We start from the raw sequence: 20,923 nt of genomic DNA, 5'->3' as shown, positions 1-20,923 counted from the left end.
TGATGGAGAACCCGGCAACGCTGGGCTTGATGGAGCATGGGGCCTATCTAGATTTCGGGCTGGATGTCATCAGCACCGATATCAACATACGAAACGCCACCACCGGCGAATCAGTTTCTTCTGGCAATCACGGCAACAACAACGGTCCCTACTTCGCGCCCGAAGCCGCATTCGTGTACCGTGCCGGGAAGTATGCATTCGGGGTGGGCGTCTTCGCGGCAGGGGGGCTCGGCACGCAGTACGGCGGCAGCAGCTTTCTATCGCGCACGACCACCAACGGCATCAGCACCGGCTTCGACAATTTTTCGCGTCTCCTGGTGTTGCGCATTCCGTTTGCCATGTCTTACGACATCACGGACAAGCTGACGGTCGGCGGCTCGCTTGACGCGGTCTGGACCTCGCTGAATCTCGGCATGCTGCTGGATGCCTCGCAAATCGGTACGCTCGCGGCCCAGCACCGCGCATCGGGCTCGCTGCTGCCCGCGCTCGCCAGCGTGCCAGGCCTGTCGGGCGGGTATATCAACTTCGCGCATAACGGAATCGTGGGCGGCGGCGCCGATGCTTGGGGGATCGGCGGCAAGCTGGGCCTCACGTATCGGCTCACGCCGGACACCGTGTTTGGCCTGGCCTACAATTTCAAGACGCACGTGGGCGATCTGGGCGGCCATGCAACGTTGTCGGCAGTGAGTTCCGTTGCCGGAAACATCCCGCTCGACGGTCAGATCACGGTCCACAGCTTCGAAATGCCCGCGCAGTTCACGGCAGGTATTAGCCACCGCTTCAACGATCACTGGAGCATTTCGGCCGACTATCAGCGCGTGTTTCTCGCGAGCGTGTTCAAGGACATCAACGTGAGCTTCGTACAGTCGGGCACGGGGGCGAACCTGAACCTGTCCCTGCCGCAGAACTACCGTGACATCAACGTGTTTGGCGTGGGGGCAGAATACCGCTACAACGCGAGCCTCGCGTTCCGTGCGGGCTTCCATTATGCGCAGGAAGCCATACCAAACAATATGCTGTTGGCCGCCATTGCCGCCATCCCGACCACGACCCTGACCGGCGGCGTTTCTTATGCGTTCAGCAAAGACAACAAGATCGACCTTGGCGTATCATTCGCATTGCAGAAGACCTTGACGAACACGAGTCAGCCCAACACCTCCGTGCCGATAAAGGTCACCCACTCGCAGATCAACGCGGCGGTCGCCTGGCAAAAACGGTTCTGATGCAGAGGCGGGCGCGGTTGGGGTTGGCCCTGTAGGTCAGGACAGTCAGACACCGTCTAGCCGTTCAGGAAGTGGTACTTCCCCCAAAGGGCGCGGTCTTGCGTAAGTCGCGTTGCGCAGATGGCTAGATTGCCTAGGGCGACCTCACGGGGCAGATCGTGACGCGTTCGAACGACGAAGTCGGCCAATTGATGGCCGCCTTGGCGGACATGCAGGGCAGCCTTTCCAGCATGGTGGCCCATGTGCGCCAGAACGCCGACAACGCGCGCCATGCCAACCAGCTCGCGCAAAGCGCCAGCGCCGTGGCCGTCGAAGGCTGCGAAGCTGTGGCCCAGGTGGTCAACACCATGACCGGCATCAACGAAAGCTCACGCAAGATAGTCGACATCATCAGCGTCATTGACGGCATCGCCTTCCAGACCAACATTCCGGCCCTGAATGCCGCGGTCGAATCCGCCCGAGCGGGCGAACACGGTCGCGGCTTTGCCGTGGTGGCCGCCGAGGTGCGCAGCCTGGCCCAGCGCAGCGCCGAGGCCGCCAAGGAAATCAAGACCCTGATCGAGGACAGCGTGGGCCGGGTCGAGCAAGGCAGCGCCCTGGTGGGCCAGGCCGGCACCACCATGAGAGAGGTCGTTGACAGCATCCGGCGCGTGACCGACATCATGGGCGAGATCAGCGCGGCCAGCACTGAGCAGAGCCAGGGAATGGCGCAGGTGGGTGAGGCCGTCACCAATATGGACCAGGCAACGCAATAGAACGCGGCGCTGGTCGAGCAGATGGCCACCGCGGCCTCCAGCCTGAAGGGCGAGTCCGAGGAGCTGGTGCAGACGGTGGCGGTGTTCAAACTGGCGAGCGAAGGCAGTTCTGACCCGGCTGCCTACGCACAAGGCCAGTCGCATGGAAGAACTGCTGCCGCATCGGTTGGCAGATCACCGACATCCTGATTCAGCCATGGCCGCCCGCGACAGTCAATATGGGTTTGCTGGACGCTTATGCTTCAGAGAAAAGCTCGACGAACAACTGACGTAGCCACATGTTGCCCGGCTCCCGGTTGTACTTGGCATGCCAAAACAGGTTGATGGCGATATCGGGCAGCTTGGCCGGGTGCGGGGATGTCGTCAGACCAAAAGGCACTTCGCAGCGAACGGCAAAACGTTGCGGCACGGTCGCGATGAGGTCGGTGCTGTGCACAATGGGGCCGACCGCAATGAAATGCGGCACCACCAGCCGCATATGCCTTTTGATGCCTGCGCGTTCAAGCAGGCCGTCGACCTCACCGTGTCCGGTGTTGAGTGCGACCACGCCGACATGCTCCAGTTCACTGAACTGTTTCAGGCTCATGGGGGATTTGGCGCTTGGATGGTCCTTGCGGAACATGCATACGTAGCGGTGGCGAAAGAGGCGCCGCTGGAAGAATCCGGTCTGTAGCTCTGGCAGAAGACCCAAGGCAAGATCGACCGCGCCCGACTCCATATCCTCGTTCAGATTGCCAGCATTCGGGCGCAGCGTGCTGATCTGGATATGAGGAGCTCGTTGCGCAAGCGCTTCCATCAATGGAGGTATGAAGTACATCTCGCCGATGTCGGTCATTGCCAAGTTGAAGGTGCGCGTGCTGGTAAGCGGGTCGAACGAGTCACGGGTCGTCAGCGCCGTCTGCAACGTGTTGAGCGCATAAACCACGGGCTCCGCAAGATGCAGTGCATACGGTGTCGGCTCCATGCCTTTTGAGGTGCGCAAGAACAAATCGTCGTTCAGCGCTGTACGCAGCCGTTTAAGTGAATTACTGACGGCAGGCTGCGTCAGCCCCAGTTTTTCGCCGGCCGTCGATACGCTCCGGTCGAGCAGTAGCTGGTTGAAGACCACCAGCAGATTCAAGTCGATGTCGCGCAGATCCATGATGCCTCACCATTATTCATGCTGGTGATTTTAACTATCAGACTTGATCTATAGCGCTATACCGATCGACGCGCCAGAATCGCAGCCATTCGGAGACAACTGAAAAAAGAGCTTGCATGGAACTGGTAGTAGAACCCCTCAATTTGCATCTGAACGCGGAGACCGGCAGCACCCTGCTTGACGTGCTCAGGTCCAACGAGGTCCCCATTTCTTATAGCTGCATGTCGGGCCGCTGCGGCACTTGCCGTTGCCGTGTGATTGCCGGCCATCTTCGCGATAACGGCCCCGAGACAGGGCGCCCGCAGGCAGGAAAGGGGGCCTATGTCCTGGCCTGTCAGGCGGTTCTGACCGAAGACTGCACGATCGAGATTCCTGAATCTGACGAGATCGTGGTTCACCCGGCGCGCATCGTCAAGGGGACGGTCACAGCGATAGACGAAGCCACCCATGACATCCGGCGCCTGCGCATCAAACTGGCCAAACCGCTTGAGTTCAGCCCTGGCCAGTACGCAACGGTGCAGTTCACGCCCGAATGCGTCCGCCCCTATTCGATGGCCGGGCTGCCTAGCGATGCGGAAATGGAGTTTCAGATTCGCGCGGTTCCGGGCGGGCATGTCAGCAACTACGTTTTCAATGAACTGTCCGTAGGCGCTTCGGTGCGGATCAGCGGCCCCCTCGGAACGGCCTATCTGCGGCGCACGCACACCGGCCCCATGCTTTGTGTGGGGGGTGGAACAGGTCTGGCGCCCGTCCTTTCGATCGTTCGAGGCGCACTGGAAAGCGGGATGAGCAACCCCATCCATCTGTACTTCGGTGTGCGGAGCGAGCAGGACATCTATGACGAGGAACGCCTTCACGCATTGGCTGCAAGGTTTCCGAATCTCAAGGTGAATGTCGTTGTTGCAACAGGCCCTGCCGGCCCTGGTCGTCGATCCGGCCTGGTCACCGATCTGATCGGCCGTGACTTGCCCAATTTGGCGGGATGGCGCGCCTACCTGTGTGGCGCTCCGGCCATGGTCGAGGCCCTGAACCTGCTCGTTGCTCGCCTAGGCATAGTACCCGGGCACATCCATGCCGATGCGTTCTATCCCAGCGGCGTCTGAGCGAAGGCACCATGCGAACCCAATTCAACCCAAGGATACCAAGCCATGAGTGAACCCCAACGATTAAAACCCGTGTTTCCCCAAGATCCGAAATGGCCGGGCGAAGGTAGCAGCCGCGTTCCCTTCTGGGCCTACACCCGCGAAGACCTGTACAAGCGCGAATTGGAGCGCCTGTTCTATGCAAACCACTGGTGCTATGTAGGCCTGGAAGCCGAGATTCCGAATCCAGGCGACTTCAAGCGAACGGTGATCGGTGAGCGCTCGGTCATCATGGTGCGTGATCCGGACGGCGGCATCAACGTGGTGGAGAACGTTTGCGCCCACCGTGGCATGCGCTTTTGCCGCGAGCGCCACGGCAAGGCCACGGACTTCTTTTGCCCCTACCACCAGTGGAACTACAGCCTCAAGGGTGACTTGCAAGGCGTTCCCTTCCGCCGCGGCGTCAAGCAGGACGGCAAGGTCAACGGCGGCATGCCCAAGGACTTCAAGCTTGAAGAACACGGCCTGACCAAGCTCAAGGTGGCCGCCCGAGGTGGTGTGGTGTTTGCCTCTTTTGACCACGATGTCGAGCCCTTCGAGGAGTTCCTGGGCCCAACCATCCTGCATTACTTCGACCGCGTCTTCAACGGCCGCAAGCTCAAGATCCTGGGCTACCGCCGCCAGCGCATCCCGGGCAACTGGAAGCTGATGCAGGAGAACATCAAGGACCCCTACCACCCGGGCCTGCTGCACACCTGGTTCTCGACCTTCGGGCTCTGGCGCGCCGACAACAAGTCGGAACTGAAGATGGACGCCAAGTTCCGCCACGCCGCAATGATCTCCACGCGCGGTCAGGGCGGCAAGAACGAGGAGGTCGTGTCCGGCGTGGACAGCTTCAAGGAACAGATGAAGGTGAACGACCCGCGCCTGCTCGACATCGTGCCCGAGCCCTGGTGGGGCGGTCCGACTGCGGTGATGACCACGATCTTCCCCAGCGTGATCATCCAGCAGCAGGTCAACAGCCTATCGACCCGCCACATCCAGCCCAACGGTCACGGCTCCTTCGATTTCGTCTGGACCCACTTCGGCTTCGAGGACGACAACGAGGAGTGGACCCAGCGCCGCCTGATCCAGGCCAACCTGTTCGGGCCGGCGGGCTTCGTGTCGGCCGATGACGGCGAGGTGATCGAGTGGTCGCAGGAAGGCTTTGAGCAAAAACCGACGCACCGCACCGTGATCGAGATGGGCGGTCACGAAATCGGCGACACGGACCACATGGTCACCGAGACGCTGATCCGCGGCATGTACGACTACTGGCGCAAGGTGATGGGGGAATAAACATGGTCGACTTCAAAACCTATTTCGAACTGCTGAACCTGTACAGCGACTACGCCATGGTGTGCGACTCCGCCAATTGGGAGAAGTGGCCTGATTTCTTCATCGAGACCGGCACCTACCGCCTGCAGCCGCGCGAGAACTTTGAGCAGGGCCTGCCGCTGTGCCTGCTGGCGCTGGAGAGCAAGGCAATGATCCGCGACCGGGTGTACGGCGTCAAGGAAACCATGTACCACGACCCCTACTACCAGCGCCACATCGTGGGCACGCCGCGCGTGCTGTCAGTGGAGCGTGATGCGGACGGCGAGCGCATCACCGCCGAAGCCAGCTATGCCGTGATTCGCACCAAGTACGACGGCGATTCCACGATTTTCAACGCCGGCTATTACCGAGACGTGATCGTGCGCACGCCCGAGGGCCTCAAGCTGAAGTCGCGCCTGTGCGTTTACGACAGCGAAATGATCCCCAACTCTGTGATCTATCCAATCTGAGGCGACGCACATGACTCAGAACTGGATTGATGCAGCTTGTCTTGACGACATCCCTGAAGGCGATGTGGTCGGCGTCAAAGTTAACGGCAAGGAAATTGCGCTCTACGAGGTCGAGGGGGAGATTTATGCCACCGATAACCTGTGCACGCACGGCGCTGCGCGCATGAGCGATGGCTTTCTCGAAGGCCGGGAAATTGAATGCCCTCTGCACCAAGGTCGATTTGATGTCTGCACAGGCAAAGCCTTGTGCACCCCCCTGACAAAGGACATCAAAACCTACCCCGTCAAAATTGAAAACATGCGCGTGATGCTCAAAATGGAGTAAGACTGCTTTCAATCAGGAGGCTGAATTCGGACCAATCAACCAAACCATCCAATCCACCCATTAGCCAAAAAACGGAGACATTAATCATGATTTATGAAAATTTGGTGAGTGAAGCAGGGCTGACGCAAAAGCACCTGATTCATGGCGACAAAGAACTTTTCCAGCACGAGATGAAGACCATCTTCGCGCGGAACTGGCTTTTTCTGACCCATGACAGTCTGATTCCCTCCCCCGGCGACTATGTCACTGCCAAAATGGGCGTCGATGAAGTCATCGTCTCCCGCCAGAACGATGGGTCGGTGCGAGCCTTTTTGAATGTTTGCCGTCACCGGGGCAAGACACTAGTTCACGCTGAAGCCGGAAATGCGAAAGGCTTTGTGTGCAGCTACCACGGCTGGGGCTTCGGTTCCAACGGCGAACTGCAAAGCGTTCCCTTTGAAAAAGAGTTGTACGGCGATACGATCAAAAAGAAATGCCTGGGCTTGAAAGAAGTCCCCCGCATCGAAAGCTTTCATGGCTTTATTTACGGTTGTTTTGATGCAGAGGCCCCCACGCTTGTCGATTATCTGGGTGATGCAGCCTGGTACTTAGAACCCATCTTCAAGTACTCTGGTGGCCTGGAACTTGTAGGCCCCCCCGGCAAAGTGGTGATCAAGGCCAACTGGAAGGCTCCTGCGGAAAACTTTGTGGGTGACGCGTACCACGTTGGTTGGACGCACGCATCGTCTTTGCGCTCAGGTCAGTCGATATTTACCCCTCTTGCGGCCAACGCTATGCTTCCACCCGAAGGCGCGGGCTTACAAATGACCAGCAAGTATGGCAGTGGAATGGGCGTATTGTGGGACGCCTACTCCGGTGTCCACAGCGCTGATCTGGTTCCCGAAATGATGGCATTCGGCGGCGCAAAACAGGAAAAACTCGCCAAGGAAATCGGCGATGTCCGGGCACGGATTTACCGCAGCCATCTAAACTGCACGATTTTCCCGAACAACAGCATTTTGACCTGCTCCGGTGTCTTCAAGGTCTGGAACCCGATCGATGAAAACACGACCGAGGTTTGGACGTATGCCATCGTGGAAAAAGACATGCCTGAGGACTTAAAGCGTCGCTTGGCTGACGCGGTTCAGCGCACTTTCGGACCAGCAGGATTCTGGGAAAGCGACGACAACGACAACATGGAGACGGAGTCGCAAAATGCCAAGAAATACCAATCCAGCAACAGTGATCTGATTGCCAATTTGGGTTTCGGCAAGGACGTCTACGGCGACGAATGCTATCCGGGCGTCGTTGGCAAATCGGCAATCGGCGAAACCAGCTATCGCGGATTCTACCGTGCCTACCAGGCTCACATCAGCAGCTCCAATTGGGCCGAGTTCGAAAATGCCTCCCGAAATTGGCACACCGAACTCACCAAGACGACTGATCGCTAATCCAGGAGCCAACCATGATGATCAATACCCAGGAAGACAAGCTGGTCTCCGCGCACGACGCCGAAGAATTTCATCGTTTCTTCGTCGGGCACGACAGCGATCTGCAGCAAGAAGTCACCACACTCCTGACCCGAGAAGCACATCTGTTGGACATTCAGGCCTACAACGCCTGGCTTGAACACTGCGTTGCCCCCGAGATCAAATACCAGGTGATCTCGCGAGAACTTCGTTCAACTTCCGAGCGTCGATACCAACTGAATGATGCGGTGAATATCTACAACGAGAACTATCAACAGCTGAAAGTTCGAGTTGAACACCAGATGGATCCTCAGAACTGGGCCAACAGCCCGAAGATGCGTTTCACTCGCTTCGTCACCAATGTCATGGCAGCCAAGGACACGGGTGCACCGGATCTGCTGCATGTCCGCTCCAACCTCATTCTCCACCGCGCCAGGCGCGGAAACCAGGTTGACGTGTTCTATGCAACGCGAGAAGACAAATGGAAACGTAACGAAGGTGGTGGCATCAAATTGGTCGAACGCTTTGTGGACTACCCGGAGCGCATTCTCCAAACCCACAACCTGATGATCTTCCTGTGAGCTCTGGGGATGCCTGCCTGGATGGCGGGCATTCGTGATTATTTTTAACGGAAATTTATTGACATGAGCACACAGCAAGTTATTGCCATCACTGGCGCCGGCTCGGGGATCGGCCTGGAACTGGTTCGATCCTTCAAAGCAGCTGGCTATTGCGTGTCCGCACTCGTTCGCAACGAGGAGCAAGAGGCGGGTCTTCGCAGTGAATTCAAAGACGACATTGAGATCGTGGCGGGCGATGTCCGTGATCACGCCACCAATGAGAAGCTGGTTAAACAGACGGTTGCCAAGTTCGGGCGCCTGGATTGCTTCATCGGAAATGCCGGGATATGGGATTACATGCTGAGCATCGATGAGCCTTGGGAGAAATTCTCGGGCAGTTTCGACGAGATATTTGACATCAACGTCAAAAGCTATTTCAGCGGCATCAGCGCGGCCTTGCCGGAGCTCAAAAAGACGAACGGATCGGTGGTGGTGACGGCTTCCGTTTCTTCCTATGCGGTCGGTGCCGGCGGTTCTTGCTACATTGCCAGCAAACATGCGGTGCTGGGCATGGTCAAGGCTTTGGCCTACGAATTGGCTCCGCACATCCGGGTCAATGGCGTTGCGCCAGGTGGCACGGTCACTTCTTTGGCTGGCCCGGCAAGCGCTGGCTTCGACAAAACCAAAATGAAAGACATGCCCGGCATCGATGACATGATCAAGGGCCTGACCCCCTTGGGGTTCGCAGCAAGGCCCGAGGACGTGGTGGCACCGTATCTTTTGCTGGCCTCCCGGGAACAAGGGAAGTTCATCACTGGCACCGTAATCGGCATTGATGGCGGCATGGCTCTCGGCCGAAAGTGAATTTTCAAACGATCCAAATTTATCACCCCCATTCCCAGGAGACAACCCATGAAGACGAAATTGTTTATCAACAACACCTGGAGCGATTCGAGTGACAAAAAGTCATTTGATCGCAAGCACCCTGTCAGTGGCGAGGTCGTGACCCAATGCGCGAACGCCACGGTGGACGATGCGGTCAATGCGGCTCGAGCCGCTCAAGAGGCGTTCAAATCTTGGAAGGCCGTTGGGCCTTCGGAGCGGCGGCGCCTTCTTTTGAAGGTGGCAGACGTCATGGAGAGCAAAACGCCCGAGTTCATCGAAGTGATGGCCAAGGAAGTGGGAGCCTCCGCGCTGTGGGCGGGGTTCAACGTGCACCTGTCGGCCAATGTATTCCGGGAAGCCGCCTCACTAGCCACCCAAATTCAAGGCGAAACCATTCCGACGGACAAGCCTGACACCCTGTCGATGACGCTGCGTCAGCCGGTTGGCCCCATCTTGAGCATCGTTCCCTGGAACGGCACCGCCGTGCTCGCGGCGCGGGCCATCGCGTATCCGTTGGTCTGCGGCAATACCGTGGTGTTCAAAGGCTCCGAGTTCAGCCCCGGCACGCACGCGTTGATCGCGAAGTGCGTACAGGAGGCCGGCCTGCCCGCTGGCGTGCTCAATTATCTGAACTCGTCCCCGGACCGCTCGCCCGATATCGCCGATGCGCTGATTTCGTCTAAAGAGATTCGTCGCATCAACTTTACGGGCTCCACTCGCGTGGGGCGCATCATCGCCCAGAAAGCGGCCCAACATCTCAAGCGCTGCTTGCTGGAGTTGGGTGGCAAGTCCCCGCTGATCGTTCTGGACGACGCGGACATCGACGCGGCGGTCAAGGCAGCGGTGTTTGGCAGTTTCCTGTTCCAAGGCCAGATCTGCATGTCCACCGAACGCCTGGTGGTCGACGAGAAGATCGCGGACGAATTTGTCGCGAAGTTCGTCGAGAAAACCAAGAAGTTGAGTGCAGGCGATCCGTGCGTGACCGGGGACTGCGTCATTGGTCCGATGGTGTCGTCCAACTCGGGGGACCGGATCAATGGCCTGTTGAAAGATGCCATCGACAAGGGTGCCAAGGTCGTGTGCGGTGGTATGGCCGAGGGTGCGGTCATGCCCGCCACGATCCTGGACCACGTGACAGCCGACATGCAGATCTACGATGAGGAAACCTTCGGTCCCATCACCGTGGTTATCCGTTGCAAGGGCGAAGCAGACGCCATCCGCATTGCCAATGACAGCGCCTACGGCCTGTCATCGGGCGTGTTTGGCCGGGACGTGAACCGGGCTCTGCGCGTGGGCATGGCGATCGAATACGGCTCGGTCCATATCAACGGGTCTACCGTGCAGAACGAGGCGCAGGCGCCTTATGGCGGCACAAAGGCCACCGGTTATGGCCGCTTCGATGGACGCGCGGTGATCGACGAGTTCACGGAGCTCAAATGGCTAACCATTGAACCGTTCGAACAGCAGTATCCCTTCTAAGCCGAAGCAACAAAGGAGTTAAACCATGAGCAAGCAAGCAGCAGTCATTGAACTAGGATACATGGGCATTTCGGTCAAGGATCCCGCAGCGTGGAAATCCTTTGCCGCAAACATGCTGGGACTTCAAGTCCTCGATGAGGGTGACAAGGATCGCTTCTATCTGCGAATGGACAATTGGCACCACCGGATCGTGGTTCATCACAACGGTCAAGATGACCTTGAATACTTAGGCTGGCGTGTCGCCGGTCAACCGGAATTCGAGGCATTGGGTCAAAAGCTCGTGGACGCAGGCTACAAAGTCCGCGTGTGCGACAAAGCCGAAGCACAAGAACGGATGGTACTGGGCCTGATGAAGACAGAAGATCCGGGGGGCAACCCGACCGAGATTTTCTGGGGACCTCGGATTGACCTGAACAATCCCTTCCACCCCGGTCGTCCCTTGCACGGAAAATTTCTAACCGGCGATCAGGGCCTAGGCCACTGCATCGTGCGTCAGAATGATGTTGAAGCGGCGCGTAAGTTCTATAGCTTGCTGGGATTTCGTGGAGATGTCGAGTACCGCCTTCCTTTGCCCAACGGCATGACGGCTGAGTTGACGTTCATGCATTGCAATGCTCGCGATCATTCCATCGGTTTCGGTTCAATGCCTGCGGCCAAGCGCCTCAATCATCTGATGATTGAATACACTCATATCGAAGATTTGGGTTACACACACCAGCTTTTCACGAAGGAAAAGATTGACATTGCCTTGCAATTGGGCATCCATTCCAACGATAAGGCGCTGACGTTCTACGGGGCAACACCTTCCGGCTGGCTGATCGAACCTGGGTGGCGAGGCGCCCCCGCCATTGCTGAATCGGAATATTACGTCGGCGACATTTTCGGTCACGCCATCGAGGCCACCGGTTATGGATTGGACGTCAAACTGAGCTAGCCATGCAAAAGATGCGAAATCGATCGCATCTGTTTTTCCCATTCTGTTCCATATAACAAAAGGAGACAATGATGATCAAAGAAGCCATTTCCCTCGCAGGACTTGGGATGCTGATGCTCAGCACCGCATATGCCGAGGATTCCCGTTGGTCATATCGCATCGGCGCCACCAACGTAGCCTTCGATGCGAGCGCCAAAGTTTCGATTGACGGAACAAGGGTTCCGGGTGGAAGCGCTGACGCTAGTGACAACAACGCTTTGACATTTGACTTCGGCTACATCATTAACGATAACTGGAACGCGCGATTAATTTTTGGCATTCCACCCACCACAAAAGTGACAGGCGCAGGCACGCTGCCTCCGATTTTGCTCGGTCGTGTTCAATATGCTCCTGCGGTTTTGTCGGCGACCTACAACCTGCCGCAGATGGGATTGATTCGCCCGTACGTGGGGGCGGGGATCAACTACACCCGAATTCTGAAAAGCAAAGATGCCAATCTGACCTCATTCGATGCAGATCATGCGTGTGGGCACCTGTGCTCCACATCGGCGCGGAAGCCGACATCAACCGCGACTGGTTTGTCAGCTTTGATCTCCGCAAACTTTATTTGAAAACAGATGCATCGGGGTTTCTTGGCCCGCAAGTCGCCACGGCCCGCGTAACATTGAATCCGTTGTTGACCTCGATTGCGATTGGTCGGAGATTTTGATCGGCCCACTTTGATTCCCAAGTTCTATTTACACCACCATTTTTAAAGGATATTTGAATGACAAGAAAGACCAGCAAAGCGACGCGCCTGACTGCAGAGGATATTCAAGGCGTATGGGTCATTATGCCGACCCCCTCCACTCCGGATGCCTCGGACTGGCGCAGCACGCACACGGTTGATCTCGACGAGACGGCCCGGATTGTCGAGGAGTTGATTGCGGCCGGCGTCAATGGCATTCTGAGCCACGGCACCTTTGGCGAATGCGCGACGCTGACGTGGGAGGAGAAGCGGGATTTTGTTTCAACGGTCGTCGAAACCGCCCGTGGTCGAGTGCCCTACTTCTGCGGCACAACAGCCTTGAATACCCGTGAAGTTATACGCCAGACCCGCGAAGTGATGGACATTGGTGCCCAAGGAACCATGCTCGGCGTGCCGATGTGGGTGAAGATGGATCTGCCCACCGCCGTGCAGTTTTATCGCGATGTGGCGGAAGCGGTGCCAGATGCTGCCATCGCTGTTTATGCCAACCCGGAGGCTTTCAAATTTGATTTTCCTCGCCCGTTTTGGGCCGAAATGTCCAAAATCCCGCAAGTTGTTACAGCCAAGTACTTGGGCATCGGAATGCTGGACTTGGATCTGAAATTGGCTCCAAATATTCGCTTCCTTCCGCATGAGGATGACTATTACGCTGCGGCCCGAATCAATCCTGAGCGCATGACCGCCTTCTGGTCCAGCGGCTCCATGTGCGGTCCAGCGACTGCCCTCATGCTTCGTGATGCGGTGACACAGGCCAAGACGACCGGTGACTGGACCAAGGCCAAGGCCATTTCAGATGACATGCGCGCTGCCGACGCCACACTGTTTCCACGCGGCGATTTCTCGGAATTCTCGAAATACAACATTGGTCTCGAAAAAGCACGAATGGACGAGGCGGGTTGGCTCAAAGCGGGGCCGTGCCGGCCACCCTATACGCTGGTACCAGATGAATACCTTGCAGGTGCTCGAAAATCAGGCAACGCCTGGGCCGCACTGCATACCAAGTACGCCGAGGAATTGAAGAAAACCAAAACGGCAACCGGCTCGAAAAAGAAGTGAGGCGAGGCCAGGTCCTGAGTCAGATATCTCCGATCAGCAAAGCTGGCTGATCTGGGCGTCCTCTGGATTGGAGGAATCGGCGAGTATCAAATATGCGAGTACGCCGTAAAAGCGCCAAGAGCGCGGGATGTGGCGCTTGCCCTGAAGCAGCTCCACATTTCTGCCGTCTTTTTTTGGGAGAGCCTGAGCATGATGGTTGATTTTTATTTCGATTTTTTGAGCCCCTTTTCGTACCTGGCAAACCACCGTTTGTCGGTGCTAGCGGGGCGTTATGGATTCCCCATCCAGTATCACGCCATTGATTTGGCGCGAGCAAAGACGGCCATTGGCAACATCGGGCCGTCCAATCGGGATCTCAAGGTCAAGCTTGACTACTTAAAGGTGGATTTGCAGCGATGGGCCGATCTCTATAGGATTCCGTTGGTTTTCCCCCCTAACTTCAACAGCCGCCGGGTGAATGCCGGACTGTATTACCCGGCAGCCAGGGAGCGAGCCGCTGAATATGTTCGCCTTGTTTTCGATTCGGCTTGGGGGAAAGGGTGGGCACTGGATGCTGATAGCTTGCTGGCTGAGGTATGCGACAAGCTAAACTGGGATCTCGGTGAATTTGAAGATTTTTTGAACAGCGAAAATGCCGCCAAGGCATACGACGAAGAGACGCAGGCGGCCATTGACCGAAAGGTTTTCGGGGTTCCCACCGTGTTTTGGGATGATCAAATGTGGTGGGGAAATGACCGCCTTTTCATGCTTGAGAGCAGGTTGCAAAAGGAAACGCAACCATAAATTCTCAGTGCATCGATTTTTCTGATTTTTCAACCACGCCTTGATTTTAAGGAGTCTCATGAAGCTTTATTACAGCCCCGGCGCATGTTCATTGTCGCCTCACATCATCCTTCGTGAAGGTGGATTTGACTTTCAGCTAGAAAAGGTTGATCTCGGCACCAAGGTGACTGAGACTGGTGTTGATTACAAGACCGTCAATCCCGTGGGCAGTGTCCCCGCTTTGCAAATGGATGATGGGCAGGTGCTCACCGAAGGGCCGGCCATCGTTCAATACCTCGCTGACCGTGTGCCAGAAAAATGCCTGGCACCGGCAGCTGGCTCGCTGGAGCGTTACCGACTGATGGAATGGCTGAATTTCATCTCCACCGAATTGCATAAAAGCTTCGGAGCGCTGTTCAGCCCGGTGTTTCCACAGGATGCCAAGCCAGTCATCAAGGCCCAATTGGAAAGCCGTCTTGCCCATACCGAGCAGATGCTCGGTGACAAGGTTTGGGCCATGGGGAACGACTTTTCCGTGGTGGACGCCTACTTGTTTACTGTGCTTGGCTGGGGGGCTTACGTGAATGTGGACCTTTCGCCTTGGCCCGGCCTGCAAGGCTACCTCAACCGCGTGGCTGAACGTCCAGCAGTCCGGGCCACATTGTCGGCTGAAGGTTTGATCTGATTTTTTTAGAGAAATAAATAAAGCATGGCCAGCCTCCATGAGCGGCCAGCCATGCCGCGGGGCAGCCGTGGGCAGCGGCCTCGATCAAATGTCGATGCACACAGATTACGAGCCCCTTTTTCCGACTGCGGTCGGATTCAGAAATTGCCGATACTTGCTTTGGTCTGATCGAAGCGTGAGGGATATCGGCTTCCCCTATCCACATGCTTGATGAAGAGGAGCGTATCACCATGAGTCACGAACTTGGCCGACTGGAAGACCTGCCGCAGGACTACCGAGACGAACTCAAACAACTTAACCTGGTGCCGCTATGGCCCAGCCTACGCGCGGTGCTGCCGCCCAATGTCCCGACCCGCCAGACGCAGCCGACTTACTGGTCCTACCAGACGCTCAAGCCGCTGCTGCTCAAGGCCGGTGAGCTGACCCCCATTGAGAAGGCCGAGCGCCGCGTGCTGGTGCTGGCCAACCCCGGCCACGGCCTGGAGAAGATGCAAGCCAGCGCCGCCATATACCTGGGCATGCAGTTGCTGCTGCCCGGCGAGTGGGCGCCCAGCCACCGCCACACCCCCAACGCGGTGCGCATGATCGTGGAGGGCGAGGGCGCCTACACCACCGTGGATGGCGAGAAGTGCCCCATGAGCCGGGGTGACCTCATCCTCACGCCCACCGGCCTGTGGCACGAGCACGGCCACGACGGCAACGAGCCCGTGGTGTGGCTCGATGTGCTGGACCTGCCGCTGGTGTACTACATGGAGGCCAGCTACCACATCGACGGCGAGCGCCAGCAGGTCGACCCCGGCCGGGGCGACTGCGCCTGGACCCGTGCGGGCGTGGTGCCAACCCCCGTGTTCCAGCGCAGCGACAAGCGCTATCCTCTCTTGCGCTACCCTTGGGCCGACACCCGTGCCGCCCTGCTGTCGCTGGCGGCCGACCAGCCTGAGCAGGAATGCGTGCAGGTCACCTACGTCAACCCCGAAACGGGTGACGACGCCGAGAACATCCTGGGCTTCTACGCCCTGATGCTCAAGCCCGGCCAGACCCTGCGCCTGCCCGTGCGTTCGCCCGCCGTGGTGTTCCACCAGATCGAAGGCCGCAGCGAGGCGCGCATCGCCGAGTCCACCTTCGCCCTGAGGGAAGCCGATACCTGCTGCGCCCCCGGCTACACCGAGGTGACGCTGAAAAACCTCTCAGCCGACCAGCCGTCCTTCATCTTCATGGCCGACGAATCGCCCCTGCACCGCAAGCTGGGCGTCTTTGAAAACCGCGGCTGAGCCGCCGCGAAGCACCACACAACAGGAAAGCAAGTGAGCAACTACCTCTGGAACCCGCCTCCCGTCCAGTCTCTGCCCGTTCGTGGCAAGACCGAGCGCTTCCCCATCAACCGCATCTTCTGCGTCGGCCGCAACTACCACGCCCACGCGGTGGAAATGGGCCGTCCGGTCGACAAAAGCGTCGAACAAGCGTTCTACTTCACCAAATCGCCACAAACCCTGGTGGAAAGTGGTGCGACCGTGGCCTACCCGCCGCGCACCAGCAACTACCACTACGAGATGGAGCTGGTGCTGGCGATCGGCAAGCCCGGCTTCCGCGTCAGCGAAGACCAGGCGCACGAGTTGATTTACGGCTACGCCGCCGGCCTGGACATGACCCGGCGCGACCTGCAACTGGTGGCACGCGACAAGGGCCGCCCCTGGGACACCGGCAAGGACATCGAGGAAGGCTCGGTCTGCTCCGAGATCGTGCCGATGCAAGGCGTGGTGGTGGAGCAGGGCGCGATCGCCCTGGAAGTCAACGGCCAGACCAAACAGTCGTCCAACGTGGACAAGCTGATCTGGAACGTCCGCGAGATCATTGCCGACCTCTCCACCTACTACCACTTGCAACCCGGCGACCTGATTTACACCGGCACGCCCGAAGGCGTGGGCGCCGTGGTGGCGGGTGACAAGATCATCGGCCGTGTGGAAGGCATTGCCGAGATCAGCCTGACCGTCGGCCCGGCCGAGTGAGCCTGCACGCGATGAAGCTGTACAACTTCTGGCGCAGCGGCACGTCACACCGGCTGCGCATCGCGCTCAACCTCAAGGGCGTGCCCTACGAGTACCTGGCCGTGCACCTGGGCAAGGAAGAGCACCTAAAGGACGCCTTCAAGGCGCTGAACCCACAGCAGTTGGTGCCCGCGCTGGACACGGGCGCGCAAGTGCTGATCCAGTCGCCGGCCATCATCGAATGGCTGGAGGAACAGTACCCCACGCCCGCGCTGCTGCCGGCCGACGCCGACGGCCGCCAACGGGTGCGCGCGCTGGCCGCCATCGTGGGCTGCGACATCCACCCCATCAACAACCGCCGCATTCTGGAGTACCTGCGCAAGACGTTCGGCGCCGACGAGGCCGCCATCAACGCCTGGTGTGGCACCTGGATCAGCGCCGGTTTCGATGCCTACGAAGCACTGCTGGCGGTCGACCCGAAGCGCGGCCGCTACAGCTTTGGCGACACACCCACGCTGGCCGACTGCTACCTGGTGCCGCAGGTGGAAAGCGCCCGCCGCTTCCAGGTGGACCTGACGCCCTACCCCCTGATCCGCGCAGTGGACGCGGCCTGCGGCGAGTTGGACGCATTTCGGCGCGCCGCGCCAGCTGCTCAACCTGATTCGGCTTGACGAAAAATACGCCGCCTTCGCCCTAATAAACAGTTCGTAGCCCTGCCCAGTGACAAGTATCAATGAGCAATAGTGAAAATGTAAGGGGAAAGATTATGAAACATATTCTGACCCGACGAGCAGCCCTGAGCACTTTGGGCTCCCTTGGAATCGGGGGCCTTCCGGGCATGAGCTTGGCGCAATCCGGCCCTGGCGTGGCCACGATCGTGATTGGACTCGCCGCAGGCGGAGCGACCGATATGGCTGCCCGCCGGTTGTCTGAGGGAATGCGCGGTGCCTATGCTTCCAGTGTGCTCGTCGACAACCGCACGGGGGCGGGTGGTCGAATTGCGATCCAGCATGTTAAGGCCGCGGCACCAAACGGCGCGACACTTCTGCTGACGCCTGCATCCATGATGACGCTATACCCTCACACGTACAAAGATCTGGGATATGACCCGGTCAAGGACTTTGTGCCGGTCGGTATGGTTTCGACAAGCGAGGTTGGGTTTGCGATCGGGCCCGCTGTCCCGGAATCGGTTGGTAGCCTCAACGACTACTTGGCCTGGATCAAGAGTAACCCTGATTCTGCCACGTTTGGCCATGGTGCCACCGGCTCTGGACCGCATTTCTTGGGCGAGCTGCTCGGGCGGCTTTTGGGCGTGAAAATGGTGCAGACAGGCTTCCGCGGTTCCCAGCCTGCGATTGTGGACCTGTTGGGGGGGCACATCCCGGCGGTGGCCGCGCCCTTGGGTGAGTTCCTCCCTCACATGAAGACCGGCAAGATCCGGGTGCTGGGCGTGACTGGCGCCAACCGCTCTCGTTTCCTGACCAACGTCCCGACCTTCAAGGAGCTCCACATCGCCTTGAGTGAGATGACCGAGTGGTTCGGGGTATTCATGCCCGCAGGCACGCCCGCGCAAGCGGTCCAGCAAGCCAGCGCTGCCATGAAGTCGGCTGTTGCAAACCCGGAACTGGTCAAGGCCTACGCCATGATGGGCATGGAGGCTGGTTGGAGTTCGCCTGAAGGCTTGTCCGATCGATTGAAAAACGACATCAAACGCTGGCAAGCAGTCGCTGAGAAAATTGGTTTTACCGCGCAGTCTTGAGCAGAGGGGGGGCACCATGATCAAACGCCGTGAGTGGATGAAAGCCGCGGGATTTGCCACCTTATCGCTCGGCACTGTAAGAAGCGTCAAAGCCCAACCGGTACCAAAATTACTCAAGATCATCAACGGCTTCCCACCCGGAGGAGTCGTCGATGCGGTTGCACGCCGGGTGGCAGAAGGATTGGCGGTGACGGAACCCGGGGTTAACGTGATCGTTGACAACCGTGTCGGAGCGGGTGGGCGGATAGCTGTGTCCGCCGTCAAGGCAGCCGTCGACGATGGCAGCACCTTGTTGTTCACACCAGACGCCGTGCTGTCCTTGTACCCTTTCGTCTACAGCAAGTTGGACTACGATCCGTTCGCGGATCTGGCTCCCGTAGCCACCGTAGCCACTACGACTGACGCCCTTGCGCTGGGTCCCTTGGTACCGCCTTCCGTGCGTGGGCTCCGGGATTTCCTGGCCTGGGCCAAGGAGCACCCTGAACACGCAAGTTTCGGATCTCCCGGTACCGGTACACCATTGCATCTCTTGGGGGCGCTGGTAGCCAAGGAGGCTGGCGTCTATCTCAGGCACGTGGCTTATCGTGGCGCCGCGCCTGGAGTTACCGATCTGATCGGTGGGCAGATTGCATGCATGGCTGCGCCTACGGGGACGTTCTTGTCTTTCCAAAAGGCGGGGAAATTGCGCATCATCGCAACCTCTGGGCCGCAGCGAACACCCTTCACGCCCGACACTCCCACATTTGCAGAGCAAAAGTTCGGTGCAGACTACCCCGCTGGCGATCAGTGGCTCGGCTTTTTTGCTCCATCAGGCGTTTCGCCCCAAACCGTTTCACGCCTTCATCAAATGGTTGCCGAAGCCGTCAATCGCAAGGCGGTTGCGGAGGCTCTTGCCTCCCTGGGCTTGGTAGCACACAGCTTAACGCCGCAGGCCATGGCGTCCAGCCTGCGAAAACAACATGAAAAGTGGTGGGAAGTTGTCAGACGCGTGGGCTTCACCGCCGAGTCTTGAGATGCCATTAACCTCTCGTTTCATCCGCCCACTTTCGCGGCACGCAGTGCTTCGATCTGCTCCTCCAGCGGGCCCCAAACGGGCGAACTCGACATTGCCGCAGTGCTTGCACGCATCGAGCACCGCCGCACGCTTGTCCGTCAGGACCTGGGCTTCCCAGCGCTCGTTGAAATTGCCGACCTTCTGGGCACCTGGCGCAGTTGAATCGGGCTAACTGTCATGACCCTGGCGGGTCACCCTGGATGATGGAAGACACTGTGGGCGTGCAGGCCAGCACGGGTAGAGGTCGGTCAATTCTTTGATGGCACTCGACCGCGATCGCTAACTTGCCCCGTTGCCGACCACTCCTACCCAGTCGGCCCTGAACAACTCGTTTTAGCCGCGAGCCAGCGCGGAGCGGCGCGAAGTCAAGGCGGTGAGCGGCGATGTTGACGTGGGTGCCGGCAAGGCCAGCGTGGCGGTCATGGCGATCAGTCCGAGCAAGGCGCAATAAAGCACCCGCAGGTGCCGCAGGATCATCCGCAAGTTGTGCCCGGCGCCGCACAGCAGAGCGTGCAGCGCGTCGCCACCCGCGCCCTTGAGCCAGTTCTTGCCCAGTAGGCCGTCGGCCTTCATGTGTCCGATCATGGGCTCGACCACCTGACGCCGCTTGAGCAGCTTCTTCAGCCGCTTGGGCAACTTGCGCGTATGACTGATCAGCAGTCGCGCCCAACACGCGGGCTCGACACCGCGGTAGCCACGGTCGGCCAGCGCGATCTTGGGTGTGTGGCCGGTGAGGATCTCGACCAGCTCGAGCTGGCTGTCCACCGTGTGGCCGTCATACGGGTTGCCGGGCATGGAGCGCATGCCCACCACCAGGCCCTCTTTGGCCGTCACTGCGATGGACACTTTCACGCCGAACTCGTAGGGCGTTCTGGCTTTGCCCTTGGCGATGCACTCTGCCTCGGGCGCGTGCAGCGCATACAGCTTGTTCTTGTCGCCGCGCTTTTGCGCGTGCAGTCGAGTGGCGATGTCGAGTTTGGCCTTCAGCCCAGCTCCGATCTCACCGGCCTTGCGTTGCACGTCGCGGATGACCCGGCCCAGCCAAGTCCTCAGCTTCCTGATCTCGCGCTGCATGCGCCGGTACTGCTTGGCATGGGCGTAGCGGCCGGCCTGGTGCTCGGCAGCCTTGCCGACCCGGGCGTAGCTCTGGCGCAGGTCGATCCCAGCTGCGTATTCCGGCGAACGTGATCACGCATTTCGGCGGATCGTGATCATG

The 20,923-nt window shown here is 58.8% G+C and carries 22 protein-coding genes and 1 pseudogene; 21 read left to right on the top strand and 2 right to left on the bottom strand.

Annotation, left to right across the window (positions count from 1 at the left end):
* A partial coding sequence (locus ACSHSS_RS26590) for an OmpP1/FadL family transporter (protein WP_445545737.1) occupies positions 1-1,223 on the top strand: 1,223 nt, incomplete at its 5' end.
* 236 nt (positions 1,224-1,459) lie between these two features.
* Positions 1,460-2,167: pseudogene (locus tag ACSHSS_RS26585) on the top strand (methyl-accepting chemotaxis protein); the annotation flags it as partial.
* Positions 2,168-2,213: 46 nt separating this feature from the next.
* On the opposite strand, the gene nagR reads toward ACSHSS_RS26585, so the two are convergent.
* Positions 2,214-3,119 carry a naphthalene degradation transcriptional regulator NagR gene (gene nagR, locus ACSHSS_RS26580; RefSeq protein WP_048805402.1) on the bottom strand — a complete coding sequence of 302 codons (906 nt, stop codon included), beginning with the start codon at positions 3,117-3,119 and terminating at the stop codon, positions 2,214-2,216.
* 116 nt (positions 3,120-3,235) lie between these two features.
* On the opposite strand from nagR, the gene nagAa reads away from it, so the two are divergent.
* From nagAa to ACSHSS_RS26485, 19 genes are all read left to right on the top strand, one after another.
* Positions 3,236-4,222 (top strand): naphthalene 1,2-dioxygenase/salicylate 5-hydroxylase systems ferredoxin--NAD(P)(+) reductase NagAa, encoded by a 987-nt coding sequence (gene nagAa, locus ACSHSS_RS26575; RefSeq protein ID WP_048805400.1) that lies wholly within the window; start codon positions 3,236-3,238, stop codon positions 4,220-4,222.
* Between the two features lie 45 nt (positions 4,223-4,267).
* Positions 4,268-5,539: a salicylate 5-hydroxylase large oxygenase NagG gene (nagG, locus tag ACSHSS_RS26570; protein ID WP_200117409.1), complete on the top strand. Its 1,272-nt coding sequence runs from the start codon at positions 4,268-4,270 to the stop codon at positions 5,537-5,539.
* 2 nt (positions 5,540-5,541) lie between these two features.
* Positions 5,542-6,027 carry a dalicylate 5-hydroxylase small oxygenase NagH gene (gene nagH / locus ACSHSS_RS26565; RefSeq protein ID WP_026437496.1) on the top strand — a complete coding sequence of 162 codons (486 nt, stop codon included), beginning with the start codon at positions 5,542-5,544 and terminating at the stop codon, positions 6,025-6,027.
* 10 nt (positions 6,028-6,037) lie between these two features.
* Complete coding sequence (gene nagAb, locus ACSHSS_RS26560; protein ID WP_026437497.1) at positions 6,038-6,352, top strand: naphthalene 1,2-dioxygenase/salicylate 5-hydroxylase systems ferredoxin NagAb; 315 nt, start codon at positions 6,038-6,040, stop codon at positions 6,350-6,352.
* Between the two features lie 86 nt (positions 6,353-6,438).
* The gene (gene nagAc / locus ACSHSS_RS26555) at positions 6,439-7,782 is read left to right on the top strand and encodes a naphthalene 1,2-dioxygenase system large oxygenase NagAc (protein WP_080746594.1); all 1,344 of its coding nucleotides are present in this window, start codon (positions 6,439-6,441) and stop codon (positions 7,780-7,782) included.
* Positions 7,783-7,796: 14 nt separating this feature from the next.
* Positions 7,797-8,381, top strand: a complete 585-nt coding sequence (gene nagAd, locus ACSHSS_RS26550; protein ID WP_445545736.1) for an aromatic-ring-hydroxylating dioxygenase subunit beta — start codon at positions 7,797-7,799, stop codon at positions 8,379-8,381.
* A gap of 63 nt (positions 8,382-8,444) precedes the next feature.
* Complete coding sequence (nagB, locus tag ACSHSS_RS26545) at positions 8,445-9,224, top strand: SDR family oxidoreductase (RefSeq protein WP_445545735.1); 780 nt, start codon at positions 8,445-8,447, stop codon at positions 9,222-9,224.
* Between the two features lie 48 nt (positions 9,225-9,272).
* Positions 9,273-10,724: an aldehyde dehydrogenase gene (locus tag ACSHSS_RS26540; protein ID WP_445545734.1), complete on the top strand. Its 1,452-nt coding sequence runs from the start codon at positions 9,273-9,275 to the stop codon at positions 10,722-10,724.
* 25 nt (positions 10,725-10,749) lie between these two features.
* Positions 10,750-11,658, top strand: coding sequence for a 1,2-dihydroxynaphthalene dioxygenase (gene nahC / locus ACSHSS_RS26535; RefSeq protein ID WP_445545733.1), 909 nt, complete (start codon positions 10,750-10,752; stop codon positions 11,656-11,658).
* 71 nt (positions 11,659-11,729) lie between these two features.
* Positions 11,730-12,269: an OmpW/AlkL family protein gene (locus tag ACSHSS_RS26530; RefSeq protein WP_445545732.1), complete on the top strand. Its 540-nt coding sequence runs from the start codon at positions 11,730-11,732 to the stop codon at positions 12,267-12,269.
* The gene (locus tag ACSHSS_RS26525) at positions 12,182-12,367 is read left to right on the top strand and encodes an OmpW family outer membrane protein (protein WP_445545731.1); all 186 of its coding nucleotides are present in this window, start codon (positions 12,182-12,184) and stop codon (positions 12,365-12,367) included. Before ACSHSS_RS26530 ends, ACSHSS_RS26525 begins: the two co-directional genes overlap by 88 nt.
* Before the next feature lie 57 nt (positions 12,368-12,424).
* Positions 12,425-13,462 carry a dihydrodipicolinate synthase family protein gene (locus tag ACSHSS_RS26520; protein WP_445545730.1) on the top strand — a complete coding sequence of 346 codons (1,038 nt, stop codon included), beginning with the start codon at positions 12,425-12,427 and terminating at the stop codon, positions 13,460-13,462.
* A 129-nt stretch (positions 13,463-13,591) separates the two neighbouring features.
* The gene (locus ACSHSS_RS26515; protein ID WP_217998759.1) at positions 13,592-14,245 is read left to right on the top strand and encodes a 2-hydroxychromene-2-carboxylate isomerase; all 654 of its coding nucleotides are present in this window, start codon (positions 13,592-13,594) and stop codon (positions 14,243-14,245) included.
* A 58-nt stretch (positions 14,246-14,303) separates the two neighbouring features.
* Positions 14,304-14,909 (top strand): glutathione transferase GstA, encoded by a 606-nt coding sequence (gene gstA, locus ACSHSS_RS26510; protein WP_026437506.1) that lies wholly within the window; start codon positions 14,304-14,306, stop codon positions 14,907-14,909.
* Positions 14,910-15,139: 230 nt separating this feature from the next.
* The gene (locus tag ACSHSS_RS26505; protein WP_228771123.1) at positions 15,140-16,180 is read left to right on the top strand and encodes a cupin domain-containing protein; all 1,041 of its coding nucleotides are present in this window, start codon (positions 15,140-15,142) and stop codon (positions 16,178-16,180) included.
* Positions 16,181-16,213: 33 nt separating this feature from the next.
* Positions 16,214-16,915 carry a fumarylacetoacetate hydrolase family protein gene (locus tag ACSHSS_RS26500; RefSeq protein WP_026437508.1) on the top strand — a complete coding sequence of 234 codons (702 nt, stop codon included), beginning with the start codon at positions 16,214-16,216 and terminating at the stop codon, positions 16,913-16,915.
* Between the two features lie 11 nt (positions 16,916-16,926).
* A complete protein-coding gene (gene maiA, locus ACSHSS_RS26495) occupies positions 16,927-17,565 on the top strand; it encodes a maleylacetoacetate isomerase (RefSeq protein ID WP_026437509.1) in 639 nt (212 codons plus the stop codon).
* Positions 17,566-17,627: 62 nt separating this feature from the next.
* On the top strand, positions 17,628-18,653 hold the full coding sequence (locus tag ACSHSS_RS26490) for a Bug family tripartite tricarboxylate transporter substrate binding protein (protein WP_032489826.1): 1,026 nt from the start codon (positions 17,628-17,630) through the stop codon (positions 18,651-18,653).
* A gap of 16 nt (positions 18,654-18,669) precedes the next feature.
* Entirely contained in the window at positions 18,670-19,665 is a 996-nt protein-coding gene (locus tag ACSHSS_RS26485; RefSeq protein WP_026437511.1) for a tripartite tricarboxylate transporter substrate-binding protein, read from the top strand.
* Positions 19,666-20,040: 375 nt separating this feature from the next.
* On the opposite strand, the gene ACSHSS_RS26480 is transcribed toward ACSHSS_RS26485, so the two are convergent.
* Positions 20,041-20,781, bottom strand: a complete 741-nt coding sequence (locus ACSHSS_RS26480) for a transposase (RefSeq protein WP_153950176.1) — start codon at positions 20,779-20,781, stop codon at positions 20,041-20,043.
* Positions 20,782-20,923: the final 142 nt, after the last annotated feature.

It is taken from the genome of Burkholderia sp. BC1 (assembly GCF_052683555.1).
Note: the sequence above shows the minus strand (reverse complement) of the source record. Positions and strands in the feature narration are given on the sequence as shown.

Bases quoted from the DNA above. Each gene is read 5' to 3' on its own strand.
- nagR (WP_048805402.1), bottom strand. From the start codon at position 3,119: ATGGATCTGCGCGACATCGACTTGAATCTGCTGGTGGTCTTCAACCAG.
- nagAa (WP_048805400.1), top strand. From the start codon at position 3,236: ATGGAACTGGTAGTAGAACCCCTCAATTTGCATCTGAACGCGGAGACC.
- nagG (WP_200117409.1), top strand. From the start codon at position 4,268: ATGAGTGAACCCCAACGATTAAAACCCGTGTTTCCCCAAGATCCGAAA.
- nagH (WP_026437496.1), top strand. From the start codon at position 5,542: ATGGTCGACTTCAAAACCTATTTCGAACTGCTGAACCTGTACAGCGAC.
- nagAb (WP_026437497.1), top strand. From the start codon at position 6,038: ATGACTCAGAACTGGATTGATGCAGCTTGTCTTGACGACATCCCTGAA.
- nagAc (WP_080746594.1), top strand. From the start codon at position 6,439: ATGATTTATGAAAATTTGGTGAGTGAAGCAGGGCTGACGCAAAAGCAC.
- nagAd (WP_445545736.1), top strand. From the start codon at position 7,797: ATGATGATCAATACCCAGGAAGACAAGCTGGTCTCCGCGCACGACGCC.
- nagB (WP_445545735.1), top strand. From the start codon at position 8,445: ATGAGCACACAGCAAGTTATTGCCATCACTGGCGCCGGCTCGGGGATC.
- ACSHSS_RS26540 (WP_445545734.1), top strand. From the start codon at position 9,273: ATGAAGACGAAATTGTTTATCAACAACACCTGGAGCGATTCGAGTGAC.
- nahC (WP_445545733.1), top strand. From the start codon at position 10,750: ATGAGCAAGCAAGCAGCAGTCATTGAACTAGGATACATGGGCATTTCG.
- ACSHSS_RS26530 (WP_445545732.1), top strand. From the start codon at position 11,730: ATGATCAAAGAAGCCATTTCCCTCGCAGGACTTGGGATGCTGATGCTC.
- ACSHSS_RS26520 (WP_445545730.1), top strand. From the start codon at position 12,425: ATGACAAGAAAGACCAGCAAAGCGACGCGCCTGACTGCAGAGGATATT.
- gstA (WP_026437506.1), top strand. From the start codon at position 14,304: ATGAAGCTTTATTACAGCCCCGGCGCATGTTCATTGTCGCCTCACATC.
- ACSHSS_RS26505 (WP_228771123.1), top strand. From the start codon at position 15,140: ATGAGTCACGAACTTGGCCGACTGGAAGACCTGCCGCAGGACTACCGA.
- maiA (WP_026437509.1), top strand. From the start codon at position 16,927: ATGAAGCTGTACAACTTCTGGCGCAGCGGCACGTCACACCGGCTGCGC.
- ACSHSS_RS26490 (WP_032489826.1), top strand. From the start codon at position 17,628: ATGAGCAATAGTGAAAATGTAAGGGGAAAGATTATGAAACATATTCTG.
- ACSHSS_RS26485 (WP_026437511.1), top strand. From the start codon at position 18,670: ATGATCAAACGCCGTGAGTGGATGAAAGCCGCGGGATTTGCCACCTTA.
- ACSHSS_RS26480 (WP_153950176.1), bottom strand. From the start codon at position 20,781: ATGCAGCGCGAGATCAGGAAGCTGAGGACTTGGCTGGGCCGGGTCATC.